The sequence below is a fragment of the Pararhizobium sp. IMCC3301 genome, from assembly GCF_030758315.1.
In the GTDB taxonomy this organism is placed as follows: Bacteria; Pseudomonadota; Alphaproteobacteria; order Rhizobiales.
In genome coordinates, this window is the sequence record NZ_CP132336.1 from 4,499,502 (window position 1) to 4,524,146 (window position 24,645).

25 protein-coding genes are annotated in these 24,645 nt (G+C 56.2%); 13 read left to right on the forward strand and 12 right to left on the reverse strand.

Annotated features, from left to right (window positions below; translation table 11 throughout):
• Positions 1 to 3: 3 nt before the first annotated feature.
• From RAL88_RS21310 to cobS, 3 genes are read right to left on the reverse strand one after another with little or no spacing between them, the layout of a single operon-like run.
• Complete coding sequence (locus RAL88_RS21310; protein WP_306266220.1) at positions 4 to 687, reverse strand: TIGR02281 family clan AA aspartic protease; 684 nt, start codon at positions 685 to 687, stop codon at positions 4 to 6.
• Between the two features lie 2 nt (positions 688 to 689).
• The gene (locus RAL88_RS21315) at positions 690 to 866 is read right to left on the reverse strand and encodes a DUF1289 domain-containing protein (RefSeq protein WP_306266222.1); all 177 of its coding nucleotides are present in this window, start codon (positions 864 to 866) and stop codon (positions 690 to 692) included.
• Positions 863 to 1,729: an adenosylcobinamide-GDP ribazoletransferase gene (gene cobS, locus RAL88_RS21320; RefSeq protein WP_306266223.1), complete on the reverse strand. Its 867-nt coding sequence runs from the start codon at positions 1,727 to 1,729 to the stop codon at positions 863 to 865. The genes RAL88_RS21315 and cobS overlap by 4 nt, the downstream gene beginning before the upstream one ends.
• A 119-nt stretch (positions 1,730 to 1,848) precedes the next feature.
• On the opposite strand from cobS, the gene cobT reads away from it, so the two are divergent.
• The 4 genes from cobT (at position 1,849) to RAL88_RS21340 (ending at position 4,672) form a co-directional block, all read left to right on the forward strand.
• Positions 1,849 to 2,886, forward strand: a complete 1,038-nt coding sequence (gene cobT, locus RAL88_RS21325; RefSeq protein WP_306266224.1) for a nicotinate-nucleotide--dimethylbenzimidazole phosphoribosyltransferase — start codon at positions 1,849 to 1,851, stop codon at positions 2,884 to 2,886.
• Between the two features lie 33 nt (positions 2,887 to 2,919).
• Positions 2,920 to 3,456: a thermonuclease family protein gene (locus tag RAL88_RS21330; protein ID WP_306266225.1), complete on the forward strand. Its 537-nt coding sequence runs from the start codon at positions 2,920 to 2,922 to the stop codon at positions 3,454 to 3,456.
• Complete coding sequence (locus RAL88_RS21335; protein WP_306266226.1) at positions 3,453 to 4,103, forward strand: uracil-DNA glycosylase family protein; 651 nt, start codon at positions 3,453 to 3,455, stop codon at positions 4,101 to 4,103. Before RAL88_RS21330 ends, RAL88_RS21335 begins: the two co-directional genes overlap by 4 nt.
• An 89-nt stretch (positions 4,104 to 4,192) precedes the next feature.
• Positions 4,193 to 4,672, forward strand: coding sequence for an Lrp/AsnC family transcriptional regulator (locus RAL88_RS21340; protein ID WP_306266227.1), 480 nt, complete (start codon positions 4,193 to 4,195; stop codon positions 4,670 to 4,672).
• 78 nt (positions 4,673 to 4,750) lie between these two features.
• On the opposite strand, the gene lexA is transcribed toward RAL88_RS21340, so the two are convergent.
• On the reverse strand, positions 4,751 to 5,476 hold the full coding sequence (lexA, locus tag RAL88_RS21345; RefSeq protein WP_306266229.1) for a transcriptional repressor LexA: 726 nt from the start codon (positions 5,474 to 5,476) through the stop codon (positions 4,751 to 4,753).
• A gap of 217 nt (positions 5,477 to 5,693) precedes the next feature.
• Here lexA and RAL88_RS21350 point away from each other — a divergent pair, with 217 nt between their 5' ends.
• From RAL88_RS21350 to RAL88_RS21365, 4 genes are all read left to right on the forward strand, one after another.
• Positions 5,694 to 5,816, forward strand: a complete 123-nt coding sequence (locus RAL88_RS21350; RefSeq protein ID WP_306266231.1) for a hypothetical protein — start codon at positions 5,694 to 5,696, stop codon at positions 5,814 to 5,816.
• A 194-nt stretch (positions 5,817 to 6,010) separates the two neighbouring features.
• Complete coding sequence (locus tag RAL88_RS21355; protein ID WP_306266233.1) at positions 6,011 to 8,053, forward strand: ATP-binding protein; 2,043 nt, start codon at positions 6,011 to 6,013, stop codon at positions 8,051 to 8,053.
• Positions 8,043 to 8,483 carry a response regulator gene (locus RAL88_RS21360; RefSeq protein WP_306266234.1) on the forward strand — a complete coding sequence of 147 codons (441 nt, stop codon included), beginning with the start codon at positions 8,043 to 8,045 and terminating at the stop codon, positions 8,481 to 8,483. Before RAL88_RS21355 ends, RAL88_RS21360 begins: the two co-directional genes overlap by 11 nt.
• 27 nt (positions 8,484 to 8,510) lie before the next feature.
• Positions 8,511 to 10,301: a bifunctional diguanylate cyclase/phosphodiesterase gene (locus RAL88_RS21365; RefSeq protein ID WP_306266235.1), complete on the forward strand. Its 1,791-nt coding sequence runs from the start codon at positions 8,511 to 8,513 to the stop codon at positions 10,299 to 10,301.
• Here RAL88_RS21365 and glp read toward each other — a convergent pair.
• Genes glp through trpD form a run of 4 tightly spaced genes read right to left on the reverse strand, consistent with a single transcriptional unit; the run spans position 10,231 to position 13,776 of the window.
• Positions 10,231 to 11,454 (reverse strand): gephyrin-like molybdotransferase Glp, encoded by a 1,224-nt coding sequence (glp, locus tag RAL88_RS21370; protein ID WP_306266237.1) that lies wholly within the window; start codon positions 11,452 to 11,454, stop codon positions 10,231 to 10,233. The two genes, RAL88_RS21365 and glp, sit on opposite strands and share 71 nt — an antisense overlap.
• 17 nt (positions 11,455 to 11,471) lie before the next feature.
• The gene (gene moaC, locus RAL88_RS21375; RefSeq protein ID WP_306266239.1) at positions 11,472 to 11,951 is read right to left on the reverse strand and encodes a cyclic pyranopterin monophosphate synthase MoaC; all 480 of its coding nucleotides are present in this window, start codon (positions 11,949 to 11,951) and stop codon (positions 11,472 to 11,474) included.
• Position 11,952: 1 nt separating this feature from the next.
• Positions 11,953 to 12,750, reverse strand: a complete 798-nt coding sequence (gene trpC / locus RAL88_RS21380) for an indole-3-glycerol phosphate synthase TrpC (protein ID WP_306266241.1) — start codon at positions 12,748 to 12,750, stop codon at positions 11,953 to 11,955.
• Entirely contained in the window at positions 12,751 to 13,776 is a 1,026-nt protein-coding gene (gene trpD, locus RAL88_RS21385; RefSeq protein ID WP_306266242.1) for an anthranilate phosphoribosyltransferase, read from the reverse strand. It abuts the gene before it with no gap.
• Between the two features lie 417 nt (positions 13,777 to 14,193).
• On the opposite strand from trpD, the gene RAL88_RS21390 reads away from it, so the two are divergent.
• Positions 14,194 to 14,922, forward strand: a complete 729-nt coding sequence (locus tag RAL88_RS21390) for an autoinducer binding domain-containing protein (protein WP_306266244.1) — start codon at positions 14,194 to 14,196, stop codon at positions 14,920 to 14,922.
• A gap of 267 nt (positions 14,923 to 15,189) precedes the next feature.
• Positions 15,190 to 15,582 (forward strand): helix-turn-helix domain-containing protein, encoded by a 393-nt coding sequence (locus RAL88_RS21395; RefSeq protein WP_306266246.1) that lies wholly within the window; start codon positions 15,190 to 15,192, stop codon positions 15,580 to 15,582.
• Positions 15,583 to 15,697: 115 nt separating this feature from the next.
• On the opposite strand, the gene RAL88_RS21400 is transcribed toward RAL88_RS21395, so the two are convergent.
• The 3 genes from RAL88_RS21400 to RAL88_RS21410 are packed head-to-tail and all read right to left on the reverse strand — an operon-like array spanning position 15,698 to position 19,794.
• Entirely contained in the window at positions 15,698 to 16,303 is a 606-nt protein-coding gene (locus RAL88_RS21400) for an aminodeoxychorismate/anthranilate synthase component II (protein ID WP_306266248.1), read from the reverse strand.
• A gap of 43 nt (positions 16,304 to 16,346) precedes the next feature.
• Entirely contained in the window at positions 16,347 to 17,861 is a 1,515-nt protein-coding gene (gene trpE, locus RAL88_RS21405) for an anthranilate synthase component I (RefSeq protein WP_306266250.1), read from the reverse strand.
• A 31-nt stretch (positions 17,862 to 17,892) separates the two neighbouring features.
• The gene (locus RAL88_RS21410; RefSeq protein ID WP_306266252.1) at positions 17,893 to 19,794 is read right to left on the reverse strand and encodes a SurA N-terminal domain-containing protein; all 1,902 of its coding nucleotides are present in this window, start codon (positions 19,792 to 19,794) and stop codon (positions 17,893 to 17,895) included.
• 208 nt (positions 19,795 to 20,002) lie between these two features.
• Here RAL88_RS21410 and tpiA point away from each other — a divergent pair, with 208 nt between their 5' ends.
• Complete coding sequence (gene tpiA, locus RAL88_RS21415; protein WP_306266254.1) at positions 20,003 to 20,758, forward strand: triose-phosphate isomerase; 756 nt, start codon at positions 20,003 to 20,005, stop codon at positions 20,756 to 20,758.
• Between the two features lie 101 nt (positions 20,759 to 20,859).
• Here tpiA and RAL88_RS21420 read toward each other — a convergent pair whose 3' ends face one another.
• Positions 20,860 to 22,146: a DEAD/DEAH box helicase gene (locus RAL88_RS21420; RefSeq protein WP_306266255.1), complete on the reverse strand. Its 1,287-nt coding sequence runs from the start codon at positions 22,144 to 22,146 to the stop codon at positions 20,860 to 20,862.
• A gap of 373 nt (positions 22,147 to 22,519) precedes the next feature.
• On the opposite strand from RAL88_RS21420, the gene secG reads away from it, so the two are divergent.
• Positions 22,520 to 22,891: a preprotein translocase subunit SecG gene (secG, locus tag RAL88_RS21425; protein WP_306266257.1), complete on the forward strand. Its 372-nt coding sequence runs from the start codon at positions 22,520 to 22,522 to the stop codon at positions 22,889 to 22,891.
• A gap of 97 nt (positions 22,892 to 22,988) precedes the next feature.
• A complete protein-coding gene (locus RAL88_RS21430) occupies positions 22,989 to 24,617 on the forward strand; it encodes a CTP synthase (RefSeq protein WP_306266259.1) in 1,629 nt (542 codons plus the stop codon).
• Positions 24,618 to 24,645: the final 28 nt, after the last annotated feature.

The window sequence follows — 24,645 nt, forward strand, 5'->3', positions numbered from 1 at the left end:
GGATCAGCGTCGCAGAACCAGTTTTGAGCCGCTGAATTCATACGATGACAGCCGGTTGAGAAAGCTGTTGCCCAGCACACTTTGCTGCAATTTACCGGGTTGGGCTATGGCTGCACGGACATTGTTCAGTTCAATGCCGCCGACGGTCACTGTATCCAGCACGATACGGGCAAAAAAGGCATTTCCATTTGCGGTGCCCACGGGCGTCGAAAAATTCAGTGAATTGACATCGATCCCGACATTTTCCGCATCTGTATAGTTCAGAACCACAGTGCTGGCGCCGGTGTCGACCAGCATGTCGACCGGCACCCCGCCAATTTCCGCCTTCACTGAGAAATGACCACTGCGTCCGCGATTGACCGTAATGGAATTTCCATCGCTGCTGGTCAGGGCAACCCCGGGTACCAGTTCCCCGGTGACCCGGGTGGCAACCGATTCTAATTCAAAACGATAGGCATAGACCGTTACCAGCGCCAGTGCGATGCCGGTCCAGATCAGCGCGTTCTTGAAAAACTCGGATGTCCGCATCCCGCGAAACACGCCGATACTTATGAAGGCCAGAAGGGCAAACAGCACGCCGAGTTGCCCGAAGGCCCCGATATCCATGCCAAGTACGGTTCCAGCGTCGTTTCTGACGATCAGCACGACCAACAGGACCGCAAGACCCAGAAGCAGTGTCCAGAGCACGTTCAACTGGTCACCTGTGGCAGAAGCTGCAGCCTGTGCGGCAGCACTTTCATGATGGCGTCGCGCTCGGCATCATTCATCTGGCTCCAGCCGCTTATTTCCCGCAAGCTCCGGCCACATCCCAGACATTGCCGGGTGGGCTCATCAATCAGGCAGATGTTTACACAGGGTGATTTCATGTCAGATCCACAATATTGCCTACTGACATAAGAAGACCGGCCATAAAAGCAAGTTCGCTGATCTGCTGCGCCGCACCGATCGTGTCGCCGGTCTGACCACCAATCTGGTGATGGCACAGCCCGATCAGCAGCCAGATTGACAGACCACTGACAACAACCGCAGCCACAAGCGCTGCCGGGCCCGCGCTCCACCACAACACTGCCAGCAGCACGATCAGTGTCATCGCCATGGCAAAAGTCAACGCCGCCCTGTCAGGCTGACCGACATCTCTGGAAAGCCCATCCTTGCGGGCCGGGGGCAGGGCCGACCAAAACACCATACTGGCGGCACGTGAGGCCACAGCCGACCCGGTCAGCGCCGCCATCGCGATAATCAGATCGGCCGAGATCAGCGCGCTGAGAAGGCTTATGCGCAGGCCCTGTGAAAGCACCAGGGCAAGAACACCATATGTGCCGATATGGCTGTCCTTCATGATCTCCAGCTTGCGCATGCGGTCCCGGCCGCCGCCAAATCCATCCACCATATCGGCAAGACCGTCCTCATGCAGCGCCCCAGTAGCAAGGATCATTGTGGCAACGGCCAGAACGGACACCGCGATCACCGGCAGACCAAGCAGCCATGCCACCGCCATGGCCAGCGACCCGATACCGCCGATAATCAGGCCGGTTGCCGGAAACATTCGTGATGATTTGGACATGTCGGCTGGCTGTTCAAAAGAGAGCGAAACAGGTAGTCTTGTGAAGAATGCCAGACACAGCAGGAAGTCACGCAGCATCGCACGGAGCCTTGGAATCACCGTTTTGAGCGTCGCTCCAGACGGTTTCTTGTCACCTTTCAGCGGGTCATTCATCTGGTTTGCCATCTTGCGTCTTCTCCAAGGCGCTTTATAGATCGAATGTGAATGTTGGCAATGGGCAGGAATCAGTTTGCAACTCCGCCCAACGCCTGCCAGGCCCCTTTATCCGATAGGCTCCAGGACTCATGAATACATCGATAACAGCACTTCCATTTGAAGACATCCGGGAATTGATCCGGTCGCTTCCAGGTCCCGTCACTGAAGCGGTGGAAGCGGTGCGCGCGCGCGACGCGACGCTGACAAAACCGGCAGGCTCGCTGGGTCGTCTGGAGGAACTGGTTGAATGGCTGGCCGCCTGGCAGGGCAAGGCCCCTCCGGCGGTAACCCGGCCTTTGGTGGCGATCTTCGCCGGAAATCACGGGATTGCCGAGCTTGGCGTTTCGGCATTTCCGTCCAACGTCACCCAGCAGATGGTGGCAAATTTCGCAGCTGGCGGCGCAGCGATCAATCAGCTCTGCACGGCCAATAATCTCGGCCTGAAAGTGTTTGATCTGGCGCTTGATCTGCCGACACCGGACATCACGTTGAAAGATGCGTTCGATGAGAAGACCTGTGCTGCGACCATGGCTTTCGGCATGGAAGCAATTGCCGGCGGCACAGATTTGCTGTGCATCGGTGAAATGGGCATTGCCAATACAACAGTCGCAGCGGCGATTTTTCATGCGCTGTATGGCGGCCGTCCGGAAGACTGGGTCGGTGCGGGAACCGGCGTCGATGCGGCAGGTCTGAAACGCAAGGCCGATGTGGTGCGCCGCGCTGTCGGCAGAGCCGGCGTCAGCAAAACCAACGGACTGGAAGCCTTGCGCCGCCTTGGCGGGCGCGAAATTGCCGCCATGTGCGGCGCCATGCTGGCAGCACGGGTTGAGCGCATTCCGGTCATAGTCGATGGATTTGTCGCAACAGCCTCTGCAGCGATCCTGCATTCAGTCAGTCCGGCATCAATTGATCACTGCCTGTTTTCCCATGTATCGGACGAGCAGGCCCATGCGGCGGTGCTGAAACGGCTGGGCAAACGGCCTCTGCTCGATCTGGGGATGCGGCTGGGCGAGGGCAGTGGTGCGGCACTTGCAGCAGGAATTGTGAAATCGGCGGCAGCAGTGCATTCCGGAATGGCAACTTTTGATCAGGCCGGAGTGTCCGGCAGCGACGTTGAAACCGACTGATCCAGCCGGAAAACCTGTTTCAGGAATGGTCAATTGAAGATTCGGGATCTGCTGAAGGCTGCAATGTTCATTCTTGCCGTTGCAGTGCTGGTGGTCTGGCTGGATGATGAAAGCTGGGAGCCTTTGAATTCGGCAGTTCGGGTGGTTGATGGCGATTCGCTGGCTGTCGGCGGGCAAAAAATGCGACTTCTGGGGATCGATGCGCCGGAGCTGGATCAAACCTGTCTGCGCGCCGGCAGGGCCGTGCCATGCGGTCGTCTTGCCAGAGACCATCTGGCGCAACTGGTAGGCAAGGAAGCGTTGGCCTGCAGCGATCGCGGTGTGGATAAACACGGCCGAACCCTTGCTGTATGCCGCTGGCAAAGCTCAGAGCAGCCGGGCAATGCAGCGCTGGTTGCTGCCGGCTCGCAAGCCTCGATCAATGCCCAGATGGTGCATGATGGCTGGGCTGTATCTTATGGCGACTACAAGGCTCTCGAGGTGCTGGCAGCGCTGGCGGGGCGCGGATTGTGGGAGCTGGACTTCGAGGTGCCGCAAGACTGGCGCCGCGACAACGGTATAGGACAATGACCACAGCACCATTGCACAGCCTGGTCAAAGACATCCGGTCCTGCCGGATCTGCATTGAACGGCCATTGCGAAATCCGCTGCCACATACGCCAAAGCCGGTGCTCCAGGTGTCTGCGACCGCCAGAATATGCATTTGCGGCCAGGCGCCGGGGACGCGGGTCCACAAATCCGGCCAGCCCTTTACCGACCGGTCCGGCGACCGGCTGAGAGACTGGCTCGGGCTGGAGGCAACTGATTTCTATGATTCGTCGAAAGTCGCCATTGTGCCGATGGGCTTCTGTTTTCCGGGACAGAACGCCAGCGGTTCCGATTTGCCACCCCGGCCTGAATGCCGGGCGAGCTGGCATGATCAGCTGTTTGCAGAAATGCCTCAGATCGAAATTCTGCTCGCTATCGGCCAATATGCCATTGCTTATCATCTTGGTCTCAGACGCAAAGCCAGTCTGACCGAAACCGTCAGTGCGTGGCGGGAATATTGGTATGATACTGAGCGGGATAACGCGGCACCGCGCATCATGCCGTTGCCGCATCCCTCGTGGAGAAATAATGCGTGGCTCAAGCGCAATATCTGGTTTGAGCAGGAATTGTTGCCGGTGCTGCGCCAGGAAGTCACGCGCCTGACCGGCGAAGCCGATCTGCTGCCCTGATCCAGACCGGTTTTCAGTGCGAATGGCGCTGGAAGTGCCAGGGTGGTTCCTGTAAGAGGGGCACACATTGAAGCATCAATGAGGGCGATATGGACAGAATTGATCGCAGCATTCTGGCAATTCTGCAAAAGGACAGCACCGTGCCTGTTGCGGAAATCGGCAAACGTGTCGGCCTGTCAACAACCCCGTGTTGGCGGCGCATCCAGAAAATGGAAGAAGATGGCGTCATCAAGCGGCGTGTCGCCGTGCTCGATCCGGCTTTGGTCGGGGCAGGTGTGACGGTGTTTGTTTCAATCAGCACCAATCAGCACAGCAAGGAATGGTTGACGCGTTTTGCCGAAATCATCAGCGATTTTGCAGAAGTGGTCTCGTTTTACCGCATGAGCGGCCAGGTTGATTATCTGTTGAAAGTGGTGGTGCCGGATATTGCGGCCTATGACAAATTCTATCAGAAACTGATTGCCAAGATCGACATTTCCGATGTCAGTTCCAGCTTCGCAATGGAAGAACTCAAAAACACCAGCATCTTGCCACTGGACTATATGTCTCTGGCAAAATCTAACAGCTAAACTGTCTCATTGGAATAATGACTCACGTCACCGGTCTATTACTTTCTTAGGTCGCGTTACACACGCGCCGATGCAGCTTTAGTAGGTTCTCAACAGCCCGACCAGTTTGCCCTGAACCTCGACCTGATCCGGCCCGAAAATGCGGGTCTCATAGGCTGGATTGGCCGCTTCCAAAGCAATAGAGCCACCCTTTTTGCGAAGTCGCTTCAGGGTTGCTTCTTCATCGTCGATAAGTGCGACGACAATGTCGCCCGTTTCTGCTGTCATTCCTCTTTTGATGACAACGGTGTCGCCATCCAGAATGCCCGCCTCAATCATCGAATCGCCGCGCACTTCCAGAGCGAAATGCTCGCCCGAAGTCAGCATGTCGGCCGGGACGGGGATGGTATGGCTGTGGTTCTGAATCGCCGATATCGGCGTTCCTGCAGCAATTCTGCCCATCACAGGAATGGACACCGAGCGCCCGTCACCCTGCGCGCCTGCGGACTCACTGGCCGGGCGGACGGTTTCACGCTTCTTGCCAAGACTGCCTTCAATCACACTTGGAGAGAAGCCCTTGCTTCTGGGCGCGGCAAGGCTCGGCGAAACCGATTCCGGTAATTTGATGATTTCCATGGCGCGCGCCCGATTCGGCATGCGGCGCAAAAAACCGCGTTCCTCAAGTGCGACGATAAGCCGGTGAATCCCGGATTTCGACTTCAGATCCAGCGCAACCTTCATCTCGTCAAACGAAGGTGGAACGCCAGATTCTTTGAGGCGTTCGTGAATGAACATCAAAAGTTCATGTTGTTTGCGCGTCAGCATGTCAATCAATCCCGGGTTCTGACTGTCCATAGTAGTCACAAGCGACATCACTATAGAAATCAGATGTGTACAAAGCATGAACACTGTAACTGTTCCTGTCTTGTTCCGCAAGGCGGAAATCCGAGACATAGAAGGAACATCTGCTCCGGTCGGAAACATTGCATGTAAACAGGACAGGACCTGTCGGCTCCGGATCGCAGCGGCAGGGCCACACCCGATGCGCCTGTTTGCGGATTACAGGCACCATTGCGTGGTTCTTGCCGGCAGTCAGGGCCATATCCGCATGGCGCACAGCACAGCCATTCATCGCGAACGCAAAATCGATGAGTTGCATCCCTGATGCAACGCTCGGTCCTGAGCGCAGTCAGGATTCACACACTGGCGCCAGAACACTTTCACCGGATAGTCAGGTTAACTCGTTAACAAAATCTCGTTGAAAGACCAATGCAAAAGAAGCTCCATAAACGTTTTGCGTAATTCTTAATCTTTGTAATTTATTGGGATTTTAATCTCTATTGATTGGTTGGGGTCGCAATGACAGTTTCCGATACACACCCAGACACCGGGATGGTGGGTCTGGAGGGCGCACAATTCTTGTCCGAGCGATCGGAAGAGGCCGGGTTCAGGCCGTTGTTGTTCGGGCTTGCGGCAAAGATCGCCCTTTGGACGACCTTGTGTGGAGCAATCATCGCCGCCGGTACAGTCTTCTTCATGTATCAAGGCGCAGTCGACGCCTTGGTCGAGCGCGAACAGTTCCGCCTTTCGTCCTCAATCAACACCACCGCCAGTCGTTTCGCATCGCGGACCGAATTCGCCAGCCGGGATACCTTGTTTTTGTCTCAAACCCTTCCAGTTGAAGGGATTGTCCGCGCGCAGTTGAACGGCGGCATCGACCCGGAAACCGATCTCAGCGAAGCCGAGTGGACCCGGCGCCTCGCGGCGCTTTTCGAGGTGCTTCTGGAAAACCGGCCTGCCTACTTTCGGCTGCGCTATATCAAGATCGCCGATGGCGGGCACGAAGTTGTCCGCGTCGAGCGCCCCACGAACGGCATGATCTTGCGCACGCCGACGGCCCAGTTGCAGGAGAAGGGTCAGGAACCCTTCTTCAGGGAAGCCGCAAAGCTGACAGACGGTGCCGTGTACATGTCAGATTTCGAACTCGACCGGGATTTTGGCAGGATTGTCGAACCCTATCGCCCGGTTGTTCGTACCGCGGCACCGGTTTTTGATGACGCAGGCATCCTGCGTGGAGAACTGGTCGTCAATGTAGACGCGACCTATTGGTTTGACCTTCTCCAGGAAACCCTTGGCGCGGACGAGCAGCTTATGATTGCGAATCAAAACGGCGATTTTCTTGTCCATCCCGATCCGGCGCTGCCCTTTGGCTTCGATCGCGGTGAACGACAGCTCATGCAGGACCATATGCCTCATCTGTCCGGCTTGTTCAGCGATAAGGCGCAATCATACTCCACCAGTGTTCGAACCGTCCGCGGCGAGGAACTCGCCTTCGCCAGGCGCGTATCCTTCGGCAAGGCGGAGGCGGATCGATACATTGTCATGGTGGCGACTCTGGACGGGGCGGCACTATTCCAGCGCATCAATTCCCTACGCTATTCTACGGTGCTCCTCGCGCTGGTTCTTATAATTGCCGTTGGTATCGTCGCCGTATTGCTGGCGCGCATCATCATCCGGCCGCTTCGCGATTTGACGGTCGCAGCGACAAATATTGCAGCCGGGGCGCGGGACTTCGATCTGCGCAAAGCAGTTCACCGCAAAGACGAAACCGGCGCGCTGGCGCGTGCTTTCGAGGAGATGGTCGCAGGGATCATGAGGCGCGAACTTGACCTCAAGGCGAAGACTGAGGAATTGTCAAGATCCAACCAGGAATTGTCGCAGTTTGCCTACATCGCTTCGCATGACCTGCAGGAGCCACTCCGGATGGTCAGCAGCTATCTGGGCCTGCTGTCGCGACGTTATAGCGGCAAGCTCGACACGGAAGCCGACGAGTTTATCGGCTTTGCCGTTGACGGTGCCGTGCGCATGAAATGTCTGATAAACGACCTTCTGGCCTATTCGCGGGTCAGCAACCGCCCGTTGAATCGGGAAATGATCGATACCGGCCAAGTCGTCCAGTCCGCATTGCAGGCACTCAGCGAGCGCCTTGCCGAGTGCGATGGCAAAATTGATGTCGGGCCACTTCCGGTGATTGAGGCCGATTCGGTGCAGATGGAGCGGCTGTTCACCAATCTTATAGAAAATGCCATCAAGTACCGCAGCGAATTGCCACCGCAGGTGAGTGTCGCCGCAGAATTCAAAGGCGACTTCTGGGAGTTTGCTATTTCCGACAACGGCCTCGGCATTGCACCCGAGTTCAGGGAAAAGGTCTTCGTGATTTTTACGCGCTTACACAGTCGGGACAAATATCAGGGTACCGGAATCGGACTGGCATCGTGCAAGCGTATCGTTGAACGTCACGGCGGCACAATTTGGATCGACCCGGCACCCGAAGATGGCACGACCTTTCGCTTCACGCTTCCGGCGCTTCAACATTTGGAGAAAAGAGACAATGGCGAATAGCATTGTAGGACGTGCGATCGAGATACTCTTGGTCGAAGACAATCCGGCAGATGTCCGTCTGACGGTGGAAGGCTTCAAAGAGGCAAGGATAGCAACCAATCTTAGTGTTGTGATGGACGGTAAAAAAGCACTGGACTTCCTGTATCGCCGGGGGGAATACAGCGACGCACCGAGGCCTGATGTCATCCTGCTCGACCTCAACCTGCCGGGTGTCGATGGCCGCTCCATCCTCAAGGAGATCAAGAACGATCAGGTCTTGAAAGTGATCCCGGTCGTTGTACTCACATCGTCGGAAGCAGAAACTGATATTGTCAGGGCGTATGAATCCTACGCCAACTCATTTGTTTCAAAGCCTATCGATTTCGAAGGGTTTATGAGCGTCGTTCACTCCATCGAAAACTTCTGGTTTACCGTCGTGAAACTTCCGTGAGCGCAAACCAATTCAGCGGAGCGGAAAATGTCAAGTTTTGACGGCACCCAACTTGACATTCTCCTGGTTGAAGACAATCCGGGTGATCGGCGGCTCGCCGAGATCGCATTGCGGGAGGCCGCGACTGAGGGTGACATGCGCATTGACATCCAGTCGGTTGGCACTCTCGCCGACTGCATTGCCCGGCTGGCCGACTCCGCCAACCGCTTCGACGCGGTGCTGCTTGACCTCGGGCTGCCCGACGCTACGGGGCTTGATGGTCTGCGCGCCGCGCGCGCCACTCTCCCAGAAGTGCCGATCATTGTGCTCACCGGGAATTCGGATATCACCACGGCGACCGAGGCGCTCAATTTCGGCGCCTGCGACTACCTCGACAAGGCCGAAGTTCAATCGCGACCTTTGCTGCGGGCGATCCGCTACGCCATCGAACGCAAAAAGAGCGAGATTGCCCTAATCCACCTCGCGCGCACCGATCCCTTGACCGGCCTCCTTAATCGCCGCGCTTTTTTTGAGGAAGTCGAACGGGCGCGACGCAATGCTCGCCGTACGGGCCTCGACTGCGCGGTGATTATGTTCGACGTTGATCGCTTCAAGGAGGTCAATGATCTTTATGGCCACAAGGCCGGAGACACCCTGCTTATCGCGATTGCCGACAGCCTGCGCGCTCAACTGCGTGACACCGACAGCATCGCCCGCGTCGGCGGCGATGAATTTGCGGTTCTTGCCACCCACCTGAATGGTGCGGATGGCGCCATCGACGCCGCCGAGAAAATTTCCACCACGGTGCGGGCGATTACCACCTTCGGTCGGACAAATCTGGAAGCCACGGTCAGCATCGGGATTGCCGTTTTTCCAACGGTAGACACCGATGCAGACGCCGACATGCTGCTTACCCACGCCGACGTCGCAATGTACAAGTCGAAGGCTACCAAAAGAGGCTCGATAAGTTTTTATGACAACGATATGGATGCCAGGGTCAAGGTGCAACATGAGCTGAAGCGCCGCATGTCGGGTGATATCGCCGCCGACCGGTTCTTTCTCCACTATCAGCCGATCGTTGATGCGAAGACGCATGAGTTAATCGGCGTCGAGGCACTTGCCCGCTGGCGCGACGCGGACGGCCAGTTCATTCCTCCTGTGGATTTCATTCCGTTGGCAGAGGAATCCGGCCTGATTTCGCAGCTCAGCACACAACTTCTCGCCCAGGCATGCGCCAACATTCTTCGATGGCAGAATGCCGGTCTGCCTGCCGTTGGCGTTTCGCTGAACATTTCGCCCATTGAGTGCCGCAGTCCAACCTTCGCTCTGCGGCTGATTGCAGTGATCGAGAAGTCCGGCATATCGCCAGAATTGATCAATATCGAGCTTACCGAGTCGAGCATCATTCAGGATATTGAAATGACGAAGCGGAATCTGGACTTTTTGAAGACGTATGGCGTCGGCATCCACGTCGACGATTTCGGAACAGGCTATTCATCGCTGTCCATATTGAAGGATTTGCCGCTCGACGTGCTCAAGATTGACCGCAGTTTTGTCAATGATCTCGATAAAGAAGGCGGTGCCGAGCCGATTGTCCAAGCGGTTGTCGAACTCGCCCGCAAGCTCAATCTCAAGATTGTCGCCGAAGGTGTGGAAACTGAGGAGCAGGCGGCTATCCTCGCAAGTATCGGCGTGGACCATCTCCAGGGTTACTACTTTTCGCGACCGGTGGACGCGGAACAACTTACGACACTCTGGACGCGCAAGCTCAGTGACGCAGCGGGAGAATCTCCACAATTGATCCAGAGTCCGTCTGTGGAGCAAAAGGTGGCCGTTTGATCAGGCAGTCCGCTCTGGCGAAATTTGCCAGCATCGAACTGTCCTGGCGTCCGAGCGGGCGCACCCCGGGAAGCGCATCAGAATTGTCGGTCTCCTGCAGAACCGCCCGCAGATAATCTTCGCGCTGGTCATTGGCCGGCAACGGTTCCAGCAATCTGGCAGTGCGGAAAGGCATTGTGGTGGGCAAGCCGAGCCATTGCTTCATCAAAGGTGCAAGAAACAGTTCCGCACACACCATGCTGGACACCGGATTGCCTGGAAATCCGAGAAACACCATATTGCCGACAGTGCCGAACATCAGGGGTTTGCCGGGGCGCATGGCAATTTTCCAGAAAGCAAGTTGCAGCCCGGCGCTCTGAAAAGCCTGCTGAACCAGGTCGTGGGTTCCCACCGAGGCGCCGCCAAGCGTGATGATTGCGTCACAGTGTTCGGCCTGTGCGCGTTTCAACCCATCCAGCAGATCCGCCTCAGTATCCTTGGCAATGCCAAGATCGACCGGATATCCGCCCAGTTCGGAAATCCGCGCCGCAATACCGAAATTATTTGAGGCAACAATCTGATCAGGGCCGATGGTGCTTCCCGGCATTGCCAGTTCATCGCCCGTTGCCAGAACAGCAATGCGCGGTTTTCGGATAACACACACCTTTGCGTGGTTCATGCTGGCAAGCAGGGCCATATCTGCTGAGCGCAGAATTTGCCGGGCAGGGATCAGAACATCGCCCAGCGTGAAATCCAGGCCTGCGGCGCGCACATAGGCGCCCGGTTGCGGAATCTCCAGCGGGCGGATCTCTGTGTTTTCCGCCTGTTCCGCCCGTTCCGCATCTTCCTGAATGAGGATCGTGTCTGCGCCAACAGGCAGCGGTGCGCCGGTGAAAATACGCACGGCCTGGTGTGGCAGCAGCCTGCTTTTAAATCCGTGTCCGGCCGGCGCTTCGCCGACCACGGTCAATGATTTGTTCAAGGCCAGATCCGCATGGCGTACCGCATAGCCATCCATGGCCGAGCTGGAGAAGGGCGGCTGTGTCCGCTGCGCGGCCAGGGCATCGGCATTGACCCGCAAATGCGCCTCGCTCAGAGGAACAATTTCGGCCGGCAGGGTTGAACTGCCATCCAGGATCAACTGTCTGGCCTCGGCAACGGGAAGAAGTGACATTCTGAACTCCAGCTCTGTCAGGCGTCGGCGCGGTAAGTGCCGGATTTTCCACCACTCTTTTCCAGCACTCTGATGCCCTCAATGCGCATACTGCGATCAACCGCCTTGGCCATATCGTAGATTGTCAGACAGGCGATTGAAACCGCTGTCAGGGCTTCCATCTCCACGCCGGTCTGACCCTTTACCCTGACAGTGGACACGACATGCAGGGTCGAACTGTCCACTTCCGGCGTAATTGAAATTTCAATTTTGCTGATCAGCAATTGATGACACAGCGGAATCAGCTCATGCGTGCGCTTTGCCGCCATAATACCGGCAAGCCGCGCCGTGCCCAGAACATCGCCCTTTTTGGCGTTGCCGGACAGGATCATGTCAAGGGTTTCCGGCAGCATCGCAACCCGGCCTTCCGCCTGGGCAATGCGATGGGTGACGGCTTTGTCACCGACATCCACCATATTGGCTTCACCCTTGTCATTGAGATGTGTCAGCTTCGCCATATCAGGCCCCGGTCAGAAGATGTCTGGTGGCGGCGCTCACATCGTGCTGGCGCATCAGGCTCTCTCCGACCAGAAAACTGCTGATGCCGCATCGTTTAAGCCGCTGCAGGTCGGCATGGGTGTTGATGCCACTTTCCCCGACCAGTAATTTATCATCCGGCATCAACGCCGCCAGTTTTTCGCTGGTGCTCAGGCTTGTCTCAAACGTATCAAGATTGCGGTTATTGATGCCGATCAGATCCGATGTCAGATGGCGCAGCGCACGCTCCGTCTCCGCCTCATTGTGTACTTCGATTAGGACGTCCATACCCAGCAGAAATGCAGTGTCTTCCAATTCCCTGGCCTGATCGTCACTGGTGCAGGCCATGATAATCAGAATGCAATCCGCATTCCACGCACGGGCTTCATAGACCTGATACGGATCAAGCATGAAATCCTTGCGCAACACCGGCAGGTCGGTGGCGGTGCGTGCCGCCAGCAGAAAATCGGGATGGCCCTGAAACGACGGAGTATCGGTCAGCACCGAAAGGCAGGCTGCGCCCCCCGACTGATACGATTTTGCCAGCGCAGGAGGATCAAAATCCGCACGGATCAGGCCCTTCGACGGGCTCGCCTTTTTGATCTCGGCAATCAACGCAAACCCGCCCTGATCAACTTTGCTCTGTAACGCGGATTTGAAGCCTCGGACTGGCTCGGCATCACGGGCCTTAGCCTTGATTGCTGAATCAGGCAAGCGGGTTTTAGCGGCGGCAATTTCGTCCCGCTTGTAGCGGCATATTTTATCAAGAACGCCCTGCATCTATTTGCTTCCGAACGAGTTGGAGAGTGTCACCAGGGCTTGCATCGCGCTGTGGGCTTTGCCGTCATCAATACTGGCGCGGGCCATCTCCAGCCCGTCCGACAACGTCTCAGCCCGGCCCGCGACCACAGCGGTTGCCGCTGAATTCAGCAGCACAATGTCCCTGTGCGCGGATTGCTCGCCATCCAGAACCCGTTTCAGAGCGTCAGCATTATACGCCGCATCGCCGCCGACCAGTTCTGCCGGCTTCGCCAGTTCAAGGCCAAGTTTTCCCGGTTCAATGACGCACCGGCTGACCGTTCCATTATCCAGAATTGCACACTGGGACGGCCCTGTGGTGGTAATCTCGTCAAGACCGTCAGACCCATGCACGATCCACGCCTTGATTGAGCCGAGGCGTGACAGCGTATGGGCCAGCGGCTCCAGCCATTTTTCATCGAACACACCGACCATCTGCCGCTTCACCGATGCCGGATTGGACAGCGGGCCGAGCAGATTGAAAATCGTCCTTGTGCCAAGTTCCACACGCGCCGGACCAACATGTTTCATCGCGCTGTGATGCGCCGGAGCAAACATGAAGCCAAGGCCTGCCTTGTCGATGCAGATGCTGATCTGTTCGGGGGTGAGGTCCAGATTGACACCGAGCGCCATCAGCGTGTCGGCCGCGCCCGATTTTGAGGACAGCGCGCGATTGCCGTGTTTGGCCACCGGAATGCCCATCCCGGCCACGACAAAACTGGCACAGGTCGAAATATTATAGGTTCCGGATGAATCACCTCCCGTTCCAACCAGATCGACGGCGTCGGCCGGCGCCTGCACGCGCACCATTTTGGAGCGCATCACTTTGACCGCACCTGAAATCTCGTCAATGGTTTCGCCGCGCACCCGCAAGCCCATCAGCAGAGCACCGATCTGGACCGGTGTGGCATCGCCGGACATGATAATGTCGAAGGTCTGCTCGGCGGTTTCCTGATCAAGGGCATCGCCGCTCGCCACCCGGGCCAGCGTAGCTTTCATATCAAACATGTTCTACTCATCCGCACTGTCGGCAAGTCCTGAAGGTCCGCGTTGTCAGAGCTGCGCTCCCAGTTAACATCCTGCCTGTTCTGCCTGCTTGCCATATAATGACAGCAATTTCCACCAAAACAGCAGCCTCGTTCGGGGCCTGATCATGCGCCGATGCTGTGCACCGACGACTGCCTCCGCCAAGCGCCGGAAGTCCTCGCCGACCGTTTCTCCCCAGGCATAGAAACAGCCTGATAATCATGGAGTAACCTGGATGTTAAAGCTGTAGGACAGTGGGGAAAAATCGGACAAACCGCAGTTATAGATTGAAAAAATCGGGGGATCTAAGGTCAAACCAAACAAACTCGCCAAACAAGGATCAATGCTATAGTTTAAATTCAAGGATGGACGGTCTAACCGAATAAAAAGGATGATCGCGTGGGGGCAAGGGAGCTTCGCCAATATCTGCAACTGAGCGTGCGCAAGCTGAAAGCCTGCACCACGATGAAGGAATTGCGCGCCACATTTGGCAATGCGATATCCCCGATAGGCCTGCAACAATTCGCCTATACAAAGATTTCCGGCAACGTCATTTTGTTCGATCAGTCTATCCATACTTATGCTGCTGACTGGATAGACATCTATGTGCGCAAAGATTTCGCGCGAATTGACCCGGTACTGGAACTGGCACAGAGCGAAGCAGACCCGTTTTACTGGTCAGCGGAGCAATTTACCGGCAAGCCCGGACTGGTGGAATATTTCAGACAGGCCAATGGCTACGGACTATCCTGGGGTGTCGCGACCCGGTTGAAAACCTCGTCCAAAACAGTGGGGATACTTCTAACCTGTTCGGCATCCAGCACCTCGCATCGCCCGCAGGACATGTCGATAGAACAGCTGACCGCCTGCTGCCGGGTGCTGTCAGAAACCTTTCATCAGTCTGCTCTCGTGATGACGACCACAGACAGAATCGTTCTGCGGCCGCGCGAACAGGAAGTGCTCGAGCTCAGTGCGCTTGGAATGTCGGGAACTGAAATCGCGCTGATTATCGGCGTTTCCCCGATTTATGTGGCGGAAATTTCGCGTAACCTCATCCAGAAATTCGGTGTCAGGAATAAGCTTGCGGCGCTGTGGCGAGCACGCGAACTCGATTTGATCGGAAACTAAAACACCCTCAAAAATATCGATTTCACCAGGAAGCCGATAGTAATCGCGGGTCTGGACAACAGGCTGCTTCCCAAGTTGCCATTAATTCATTGGCAACATTGACGGAGATGTCGTAAATTGAACGAGTCATCGGGGTTTTGCGACGTTTTTCAAAGGATTGCGTGTAAGAAAATACAACACCCTTATAATTAAGGGTTGATTAATCATTTAAATGTGGCTAAAGCTGCAACCACAGGCAGAAATTGTGGGAAGGTGACGATGTTATCTATGGAAAAACCAGCCTCTTCAAAAGTTGTCATGCACAATGCACGCTCGGCGCTTGATGCGGATCTTCATGTCGGTCGCAAAGTGCGCAAGGCGCGCAAGGCGATGGAAATGAGTCAGACAGAACTGGGTGATCAGCTCGGCGTGAGCTTTCAGCAGATACAGAAATATGAAAAGGGCAGCAATCGGATTGGCTCTGGGCGCCTCTGGGAGATGTCCCGTGTTCTGCAGGTGCCGATCGACTATTTCTTTGACGGGATTGATGAATCCGTATCGTCAGAAAAAACCGTGCCCTGGTGGCTGCTGAATCTGGCAAAGCAGATCGAGTCCATCAAGGATGAAAAATTGCAAAAGCAGATCATCAGTCTGATCGAGGCTTGCTCGGAACAAGACTGATCATCCTGGATGCCCCTTGAAGTCTGAAATCCTGGCAATCGCCCCTTTGATTCCATCGGACTTGATGCCCCAAAATCTTGTGAACCAAAGCTGAAGCCTCTCTGCAAATCTGCAGTCAGGCGGCGGCCTGTGGCCGGTTCACCTTATTGAAATCACGCGCGATTTCAATAAAGTTGCGCATGATCGTGTCGCCATGTTCCGAAGCGATACTCTCCGGGTGGAATTGCACTCCGTGAACCGGATGTGATGTGTGCGACAATCCCATCAGACTGCCATCGTCGGTTTTGGCCGTGATCTGCAAAGTCTCGGGGAGTGAGGCATCCTCGACGACCAGCGAATGGTACCGGGTGGCCCTGAACGGCGAGGGCACTTTCCTGAACATTGCAGTACCATCGTGAACGATGTCACTCATCTTGCCATGCATGAGACGGTTGGCGCGAATGACGTTTCCGCCATAGGCCTGACCAATGGCCTGCATGCCAAGACAGACACCAAAGATCGGCATCTGTCCTGCTGCTGCTGTGATGATGTCGAGGCAGATGCCGGCTTCATTCGGCGTGCAGGGCCCGGGCGAGAGAATAATACCTTCCGGGTTCAGCGCCAGGGTATCTTCGACGCGGATTTTATCATTACGCACCACCTCCAGCTTGACGCCCAATTGTCCGATCAGATGCACCAGATTGTAGGTAAAGCTGTCGTAATTATCGATCACTAGGAACATTGCGGGACCCCAAAGCCTGCCGATTGCGGGTTACGGCGGTACATTATTGACCGCGCGCTGTGCTGGAGGCAAATCGCACGGCTTCTTCCGCCGCGCGAAACAGGGCTTTTGCTTTGCTGATACATTCCTGCTGTTCCATTTCCGGAATGGAATCGGCGACAATGCCGGCACCGGCCTGGACATACATCTTTCCGTCCTTCACCACAGATGTGCGCAAAACGATGCAGGTATCCATATTGCCATCGGCGGTAAAATAACCGACGGCTCCCCCATAGGGGCCGCGTTTGTCGCGCTCCAATTCATCAATGATCTGCATCGCCCGCACTTTCGGAGCGCCGGACACAGTACCTGCAGGAAAGCCGGCAGACAGGGCGTCAATGGCGTCAAACTCGTCGGACAGTTCTCCCACCACATTGGAGACGATGTGCATGACCTGGCTGTAATATTCCAGAAAGAATTGATCGGTGACTTCAACCGTGCCGATTTTCGACACCCGGCCCACATCATTGCGGCCAAGATCAAGCAGCATCAGATGTTCGGCCAGTTCTTTCGGATCAGACAATAGCTCCCTGGCAAAGGCAGCGTCCTTCTCCGGCGTGTCGCCGCGCGGCCTTGTACCGGCAATCGGACGGATCGTGACTTCACCATCGCGCGCCCGCACCAGAATTTCCGGACTTGAGCCGACAATGGCAAAATCACCGAATTTGAGGAAATACAGAAACGGTGCCGGATTGACGCGCCGCAGCGCGCGATAGAGGGCAAATGGCGGAAGCGTGAATTCGGTTTCAAAGCGTTGCGACAGAACCACCTGAAAAATATCGCCGGCGGAAATATATTCCTTGGCTTTGCGGACCATCGCGTAATAGTCGTCAGGCGTTGTATTGGACTGCATGTTGATCGTCAGATCCACCCCGTCCGCATCTAATCCGCGTTCCAGTGGCGCATCAAGGCGGTCCATGACCCGTGTCAGACGGTCAACCGCACGTGAATAGGCGGTTTCCGCAGTGACATGCTGGTCGGGGCGAAGCGGTGTGATCAGAGTGATCTCATCCTTGATATTGTCAAAAATGACGATCATCTGCGGACGGATCAGCAATGTGTCGCTGAGCCCCAGCGGATCAGGGCCCGACTCGGCAAGATTTTCCATCAGCCGCACATTGTCATAGCCCAGATAACCGAACATTCCGGCCGCCATCGGCGGCAGTGCCTCCGGCAGGTCAATCTTGGAGCTTTCCAGCACATCACGCAGCGCCTGCAGCGATGGTTTGTCGAGACGGGACATTGTATCTTTGGCCAGGTCCTCGGCACTTCCCGACCAGGCCGTGTCGGCGACAGTCTTGAAAACCAGATCCGGGTCCATTCCAATGATCGAATAACGGCCGCGAACGGCTCCGCCTTCAACCGATTCCAGCAGGAAGCAATGTTCTTCGCTGCGCGACAGTTTCAGCATCGCTGATACGGGAGTTTCCAGATCGGCCACAAGCGTGGTCCATACCACTTGTGGCGCGCCCTTTGCATAGCTCGCAAGCACGGCATCTTGTGGCGGCTCAATCAACATATCAAATGATTCAATGTAACCATGAAACGCTCTAGCGCCGTTGATCCGCGTTTCCAGCCAGCATCTGGTTCAGCAATGCCTGATTCAGCGACACTCCCAGATTGGTCTGCAACTCGGCGACATATTGTGTCAGCAACTCATTTTCGATCGCCGGAGCAACCGCCTCGGCAATCTGGAGTGCCGTCTGCTCTTCGCTGAAATACGCCGGCACTGTTACATCGGTAACCTGAAACACCAGACGCTGCGTCGGGTCTGCCGGGGTCAAGAAGCCGAAACTGTCAGCCTTCGCTTCGAAAATAGTTGCAATATTGGTTGCAGCCAATCCGTCCTTGCCTTCCAGCCGTGTGATGCCTTCCAGGGCAGTGATCGGCTTGTTGCGTGCCTCGGCCAGCGCGGTGAAGCTGATATCGGACTTCAGATTGCCTGCCAGGCTTGAGGCCAGAGCATCAAGCGCCTTTGCTGTCTCGTCGCGGATCCAGTCCTGTTGAACCCTGTCGCTGACTTCCTCAAGCGTGCGCTCGCGCTCGGGCGTTACGCCGGTGACTTCGTACCAGACAAATTCATTGTCACCTTCCAGAGGCGGGTTTTCAATTCCGATATCGCTCGCATAGATGCCGCTTGTCAGGTCCTCGCTGAGCGGCAGATCGGAAATAACTGCATCCGTCTCATCAAGCCCGGTTTCGCTGACGGCTGCGACTTGTCGCAAGTTCAAGCTGTTCGCTGTGGCCACCTCTGCAAGCGATGCACCTCCGGCGATGCTGTCTTCGACCGCATCTCGCACAGTGAATATCTGGTCGATGGCTTCGTCACGGGCAATTTCCTGTTTGATATCACCGGCGACGTCCTCGAACGGCCGGGTCGAGGCAAGCTGTATAGCCGTGACCCGCGCCAGAACCGGGCCGAAGCGGCCTTCGATAACATCGCTGACCGAGCCTTCCGCCATGGAAAACACCGCATCCGCAACCGATTGGTCAATAATGTCTTCCCGCGCCACAAGGCCAAGATCAATGTCTCCCGGCACAACGCCGCGCTGGTCCAGCAGTGTTTCCCACTCTGTGCCCTCGTCCAGTTTGGCTTTGGCGGCGTCAGCTTCTTCCTTATCCGCGAAAACCAGTTGCTCGACACGCCGCTTTTCAGGTTCGGAAAACCGGTCCTTGCGTTCATCGTAAATGCGCCTTGCATCATCATCGGAAACTGCCGCCGCATCCATAATGTCGTCGAGGGTCAGATGGATCAATGAGACAGAGCGGTATTCCGGTGCCCGGTAGCGCGCTTTATTGTCATCAAAATAGCTTGTCAGGTTCTGCTCGCTTGGCGTCGGGATTTCCTGCAGATCGCTGGAATCCAGAGCAATGGACCGAATAGTGCGGGATTCATTGCGAAAAATATGAATGGCTTTCAACAGCGTTTCCGGCACTTTCGCTCCACCAGACACACCTTCGGCGATCTGCCGGCGCTCCGAAAAGGCCCGTTGATCAGCGACGAACTGATTTTCAGTCATACTATTTGATTGCAGGATTTGCTGCAAAAAGGAGCGGTCAAATCGGCCATCCGGGCCTGTGAACGCAGGGTTTTCAGTAATGTCATCGCGCAGTCGCTCATCGGATACGCCAAGATTGAGTTTCGTAGATACATCGTCGAGCGCCGCTTCGGTCACAAGTTGCGAGATCACCTGGTTAGGGATGCCGAAAGCCACCGCCTGAGACCGGCTTATCGGCTGCTGGATCTGGCGTTGCAGACGGGATATCTCGATTGACAGGGCGCGGTCGAAACGCTCTGCGCTGACTGTGGTCTCCCCGACGGTCGCAATTGTGGTGCGGTTGATGCCGCCGATGAAGTCGTTGACACCCCAGACAGCGAAGCTGAGCACCAACAGGCCGATCAGAACCTTGGCCACCCAGGTGCTGGCCGATTTACGCAATGCGTTGAGCATGGTTTCCCCTGATTATTTTTGAGCCGGACCGGCTATTGTGCCGGGTGCGGAATAGATGTGCCGTGTGATAGTCAATTTGTGGAAACAAGGAAAGCCAATTTTCGGGCAGTACCTTAACCTGGCCGGATGAGCAGGCAACAAGCTTGATGCTGGTCTTTCTGATCGCGCTTTGATATCCAGCGCCTAAGAGTAAATGCGGAGAGATTTCATGAGCACACTGAAGCCACTGATTGCGGGCAACTGGAAAATGAACGGTCTGCGTGCCGATATGGCTGAGTTCGCGGCAATGGCCCAAGGGCTGACTGCCGAGTTGTCCAACGCTGCTGACGCCATGATCTGCCCGCCTTTTACGCTGATTGCCGCTTTCGCCAACCATCCTGATCGTCGAGCAATGGCAGTGGGCGCACAGGACTGCCACACCGCAGGCTCCGGCGCGCATACGGGCGATATTTCCGCCGCGATGCTCGCCGATTGCGGTGCCAGCGCGATCATTGTCGGTCATTCCGAGCGCCGTCAGGATCACGGCGAGAGCGACGCGCTGGTGGCGGACAAGGCCAAAGCGGCCTGGGATGCCGGCCTGACAGCCATCATCTGTGTCGGTGAAACGGAATCGCAACGCCGTGGCGGCACGACCCTTGCTGTGGTGGAACAGCAATTGGCCGGCTCGGTGCCCGAGGGAGCAACCGCGCAAAACACTGTCATCGCCTATGAGCCTGTCTGGGCGATTGGCACCGGTCTCACTCCGGGTACAAAGGATGTGGCCGAGGTCCATGCATTCATCCGCAGCTTTCTGACACAGCGCCTGGATGCAGAAGGCAAGGCCATGCGGCTGCTCTATGGCGGCTCTGTGAAGCCCGGAAATGCCGCGGAACTTCTGGCGGTTGCCGATGTCAACGGCGCATTGGTTGGTGGCGCAAGTCTGAAAGCGGTGGATTTTCTGGGAATTATTCAGGCCGTGGCCTGAATTGTAAGACGCGGCATTTCGACCGGGCGGTTACACAACAAAAAGGGCTGCACATGGCAGCCCTTTCCGGTGTCTTGCTGAAATTCAAACAGAAGCTCTGATCAGCCTGCTGCTGCAGCCTGGCGCTGGCCGGAGCGACCGCGCGATCTGGCAGCCGGGCGGCGGGTGGAATTGGGCCTGCTGCGCTGTTGCCGGTGCGGCTTGTTCGGCCGGCCGGCCTTGCGTTCGCTGACAGGTTCAACGCTCATGTCAACCGCAGCCACGCCCTCAGGTGCGGCAATCACCGGAATCTCCCGCTGAATAAGACGTTCCACAGCCCGCAGCAGCTTGCGCTCTTCGGGAGCACAGAGCGCAATCGCCTGGCCGGCGGCGCCGGCCCGGGCCGTCCTCCCGATACGGTGCACATAGACTTCTGCGACTTCCGGAAGATCGAAATTCACAATAAGATTAACACCCGGAACATCAATGCCGCGCGCTGCAATATCTGTTGCAATCAGAACCGGCAGCGATCCATTGCGAAAAGCGGCAAGCGCCTTTTCACGCTGGTTCTGCGACTTGTTGCCATGGATAGCGGCCGCGTTGATACCATCGGCGATCAGGCGTTTTGCAACCTTGTCGGCACCTCGTTTTGTGCGGGTAAAGACAATCGTCTGTTCGCGCACCCGCTGCTTCAGCATTTTGCTGGTGACAAACATTTTTGAAGGTTGCTGGACATGCATCACACTTTGGTCGATGCGGTCTGCAGTGGTGGCAACCGGGGTCACCGAAATTTCTGCCGGATCTTTCAGGTGTTGTCTGGTCAGATTTCTGATTTCTTTTGGCATGGTTGCGGAAAACAGCAGCATCTGGCGCTCTTTGGGCACCATCGCGATGACTTTCCGGATTGCGGGCAGAAATCCGATGTCAAGCATCTGATCGGCTTCATCAAGAACCAGTGTTTCCACACGTTTCAGATCAAGTGCTTTCTGCTCGATCAGATCAAGCAGCCGGCCAGGTGTGGCGACGAGAATATCAACGCCCTGTGCCAACTTCTGCCGTTGCGGGCGCATCGAAACGCCGCCCATGACTGTGGCACTTTTGAGTGGCAGTTTTGCGCCGTAGCTGCGCACGGCTTTCTCAATCTGCGAAGCCAGTTCACGGGTTGGAGACAGCACCAGCACCCGCACACTGTTGGGCTTGACGGGTATTCTGTTGTTCATCAGCCGATGCAGCAAGGGCAGGGTGAAGGCGGCTGTCTTGCCGGTGCCGGTCTGGGCAATTCCGACGACGTCGCGGCCTTTCAGGATTTCGGGAATGGCTTGCGCCTGGATAGGGGTTGGTGTCGCGTAGCCTTGTAAGGCAAGCGCGTCCAGAATCGGCCGGTCAAGGCCGAGGGATTCAAATGTCACGTAAACTCTTTCGGTTGGCCCCGGGAGCCGCATGATGCGGATCTGTGTGGCGCATGGACTAGGTCAAGATGTCCCAGTCTGCGCGAGCGCTGATGCGCTCCTACCTCAGGGACTATTGGGGGTTGTCGGGGTAGACGCTGAAATAGCGAATGTCCGGCAAAAAGCCAGAATGGCCCCGTTCCAATGACGCGCTTATGCCCACAGGAGTGTGGCCAAGTCAAGGCTTTGTTGCACTGCATCGTGAAGTTCAGCAGTTCACCTTGCAAGTTGCGCAGATGATCCCCAACTGCAACAAGCGCATTTCAACACTGGTATCTGCGGCGCGGATCGTGTAGAAGCGCGCGCAACAATCACTTCGTGACACAGGTTACAAATGTCCTCGGTTATTATCGTTATTCATCTGATGGTCGTGCTTGCGCTCATTGCTGTTATTCTTCTACAGCGCTCGGAAGGCGGCGCCCTTGGAATTGGCGGCGGCGGCGGCGGTGGCAATTTCATGACTGGCCGCGGTGCTGCCAATGCGCTCAGCCGTGCCACCACCTTTCTGGCAATTGGTTTTTTTGCCACTTCGATTGCTTTGTCGATCATTGCAAATAATGAAGGTCAATCCGGATCGATACTCGATAACGTACCCGGTTCTGAGCAATTGGATGGCAGCGGCAACGGTATTCTGGATGCTCTGCCAGGCAGTCTCCCGGAAACGCCCGCCGAGCCGGCAGCGCCAAGCGCACCCGTATCTGAATAGACTGACAACAATAATCCTCTGGAAAACGCCCGCAACTTCGACGGGCGTTTTCTTTTGGCTTCCCGAATCGATGTGACAGGCGTAAAGCTTAAATCCCATGGCGCGATATATTTTCATAACCGGCGGCGTGGTCTCCTCCCTTGGTAAAGGTTTAGGTTCCGCAGCTCTTGGTGCCTTGTTGCAGGCCCGTGGCTTTAAAGTGCGGCTGCGCAAGCTCGATCCCTATCTCAACGTCGATCCGGGCACGATGAGCCCCTACCAGCATGGTGAGGTGTTCGTGACCGATGATGGCGCGGAAACCGATCTTGACCTTGGCCATTATGAGCGCTTCACACAGCGCCCGGGCAACCGGCAGGACAACATAACCACCGGCCGCATCTACCAGCAAATTATCGCCAAGGAACGCCGGGGCGAGTATCTGGGAGCAACCGTGCAGGTCATTCCCCATGTCACGGACGCTATCAAGAGTTTTGTGCTGGACGGCAATGAAGATTATGATTTCGTGCTCTGCGAAATTGGCGGCACTGTCGGTGATATTGAAGCCCTTCCGTTCTTTGAAGCGATTCGCCAGTTGGGTAATGATCTGCCGCGCGGCGATGCAATTTATATTCATCTGACCCTGATGCCGTTTATCCCCACGGCCGGGGAGTTGAAAACCAAACCGACCCAGCATTCGGTCAAGGAACTGCGCTCAATCGGCATTCAACCGGATATTCTGCTGGTGCGAGCCGACCGGGAAATACCGGCAGAAGAGCGCCGCAAATTATCGCTGTTCTGTAATGTCCGCCCATCAGCTGTCATCCAGGCACTTGATGTGAAGTCGATTTATGATGTGCCGCTGTCGTATCATCACGAGGGGCTCGATGAGGAAGTGCTGGCAGCATTCGGCATCACCGGTGCGCCGGCGCCTGACCTGCAGGCCTGGGAAGAAATTTCCCGGATCGTCAAAAATCCGGAAGGCGAGGTGACCATCGCCATCGTCGGAAAATATACCGGCCTCAAGGATGCCTACAAATCGCTGATGGAAGCTCTGGCCCATGGCGGCATCGCCAATTCTGCCAGGGTCAATCTGGAATGGATTGAATCAGAGGTGTTCGAAAAAGAGGACCCGGCACCATTTCTGGAACATGTCCATGGCATTCTGGTGCCAGGCGGTTTCGGCGAGCGCGGAACCGAAGGCAAGATTGCCGCCGCGACATTCGCCAGAGAACGCAAAATTCCCTATTTCGGCATCTGCCTCGGCATGCAGATGGCTGTCGTTGAAGCGGCCCGCAATCTGGCCGGGATCGAACAGGCCTCCTCATCCGAATTTGGCCCGACAGACGCGCCAGTGGTCGGATTGATGACGGAATGGACCAGTGGAAATGCGCTTGTCAGGCGCAGCGCTGATGGCGATTTGGGTGGCACCATGCGCCTTGGCGCCTATGATGCGACCTTGGCCGAGGGTTCAAAAATTGCCGGTATTTATGGTAAGACATTTATTTCCGAGCGCCATCGTCACCGTTATGAGGTCAATATCGATTATCGCCAGAGACTGGAAGATGCCGGGCTGAATTTTGCCGGATTGTCGCCTGACGGTGTATTGCCGGAAACGGTGGAACTGCCAAACCATCCCTGGTTTATCGGTGTGCAATATCATCCTGAACTGAAATCCCGGCCATTGGACCCCCATCCATTATTTGCCTCTTTCATAGCCGCCGCGATAGAACAAAGCCGTCTCGTCTAGGCCCGGGGAAAGCCCCCGACAACACCAG

What these genes read in the sequence shown, in the direction of transcription:
- RAL88_RS21335 (WP_306266226.1), top strand. Translation starts at nt 3,453, where the DNA reads ATGACCACAGCACCATTGCACAGCCTGGTCAAAGACATCCGGTCCTGC.
- RAL88_RS21410 (WP_306266252.1), bottom strand. Translation starts at nt 19,794, where the DNA reads ATGCTCAACGCATTGCGTAAATCGGCCAGCACCTGGGTGGCCAAGGTT.
- tpiA (WP_306266254.1), top strand. Translation starts at nt 20,003, where the DNA reads ATGAGCACACTGAAGCCACTGATTGCGGGCAACTGGAAAATGAACGGT.
- moaC (WP_306266239.1), bottom strand. Translation starts at nt 11,951, where the DNA reads ATGGCGAAGCTGACACATCTCAATGACAAGGGTGAAGCCAATATGGTG.
- RAL88_RS21395 (WP_306266246.1), top strand. Translation starts at nt 15,190, where the DNA reads ATGGAAAAACCAGCCTCTTCAAAAGTTGTCATGCACAATGCACGCTCG.
- RAL88_RS21340 (WP_306266227.1), top strand. Translation starts at nt 4,193, where the DNA reads ATGGACAGAATTGATCGCAGCATTCTGGCAATTCTGCAAAAGGACAGC.
- cobS (WP_306266223.1), bottom strand. Translation starts at nt 1,729, where the DNA reads ATGGCAAACCAGATGAATGACCCGCTGAAAGGTGACAAGAAACCGTCT.
- glp (WP_306266237.1), bottom strand. Translation starts at nt 11,454, where the DNA reads ATGTCACTTCTTCCCGTTGCCGAGGCCAGACAGTTGATCCTGGATGGC.
- trpE (WP_306266250.1), bottom strand. Translation starts at nt 17,861, where the DNA reads ATGTTGATTGAGCCGCCACAAGATGCCGTGCTTGCGAGCTATGCAAAG.
- RAL88_RS21365 (WP_306266235.1), top strand. Translation starts at nt 8,511, where the DNA reads ATGTCAAGTTTTGACGGCACCCAACTTGACATTCTCCTGGTTGAAGAC.
- trpD (WP_306266242.1), bottom strand. Translation starts at nt 13,776, where the DNA reads ATGTTTGATATGAAAGCTACGCTGGCCCGGGTGGCGAGCGGCGATGCC.
- RAL88_RS21430 (WP_306266259.1), top strand. Translation starts at nt 22,989, where the DNA reads ATGGCGCGATATATTTTCATAACCGGCGGCGTGGTCTCCTCCCTTGGT.
- RAL88_RS21315 (WP_306266222.1), bottom strand. Translation starts at nt 866, where the DNA reads ATGAAATCACCCTGTGTAAACATCTGCCTGATTGATGAGCCCACCCGG.
- secG (WP_306266257.1), top strand. Translation starts at nt 22,520, where the DNA reads ATGTCCTCGGTTATTATCGTTATTCATCTGATGGTCGTGCTTGCGCTC.
- RAL88_RS21360 (WP_306266234.1), top strand. Translation starts at nt 8,043, where the DNA reads ATGGCGAATAGCATTGTAGGACGTGCGATCGAGATACTCTTGGTCGAA.
- cobT (WP_306266224.1), top strand. Translation starts at nt 1,849, where the DNA reads ATGAATACATCGATAACAGCACTTCCATTTGAAGACATCCGGGAATTG.
- RAL88_RS21355 (WP_306266233.1), top strand. Translation starts at nt 6,011, where the DNA reads ATGACAGTTTCCGATACACACCCAGACACCGGGATGGTGGGTCTGGAG.
- trpC (WP_306266241.1), bottom strand. Translation starts at nt 12,750, where the DNA reads ATGCAGGGCGTTCTTGATAAAATATGCCGCTACAAGCGGGACGAAATT.
- RAL88_RS21400 (WP_306266248.1), bottom strand. Translation starts at nt 16,303, where the DNA reads ATGTTCCTAGTGATCGATAATTACGACAGCTTTACCTACAATCTGGTG.
- RAL88_RS21350 (WP_306266231.1), top strand. Translation starts at nt 5,694, where the DNA reads ATGCGCCTGTTTGCGGATTACAGGCACCATTGCGTGGTTCTTGCCGGC.
- lexA (WP_306266229.1), bottom strand. Translation starts at nt 5,476, where the DNA reads ATGCTGACGCGCAAACAACATGAACTTTTGATGTTCATTCACGAACGC.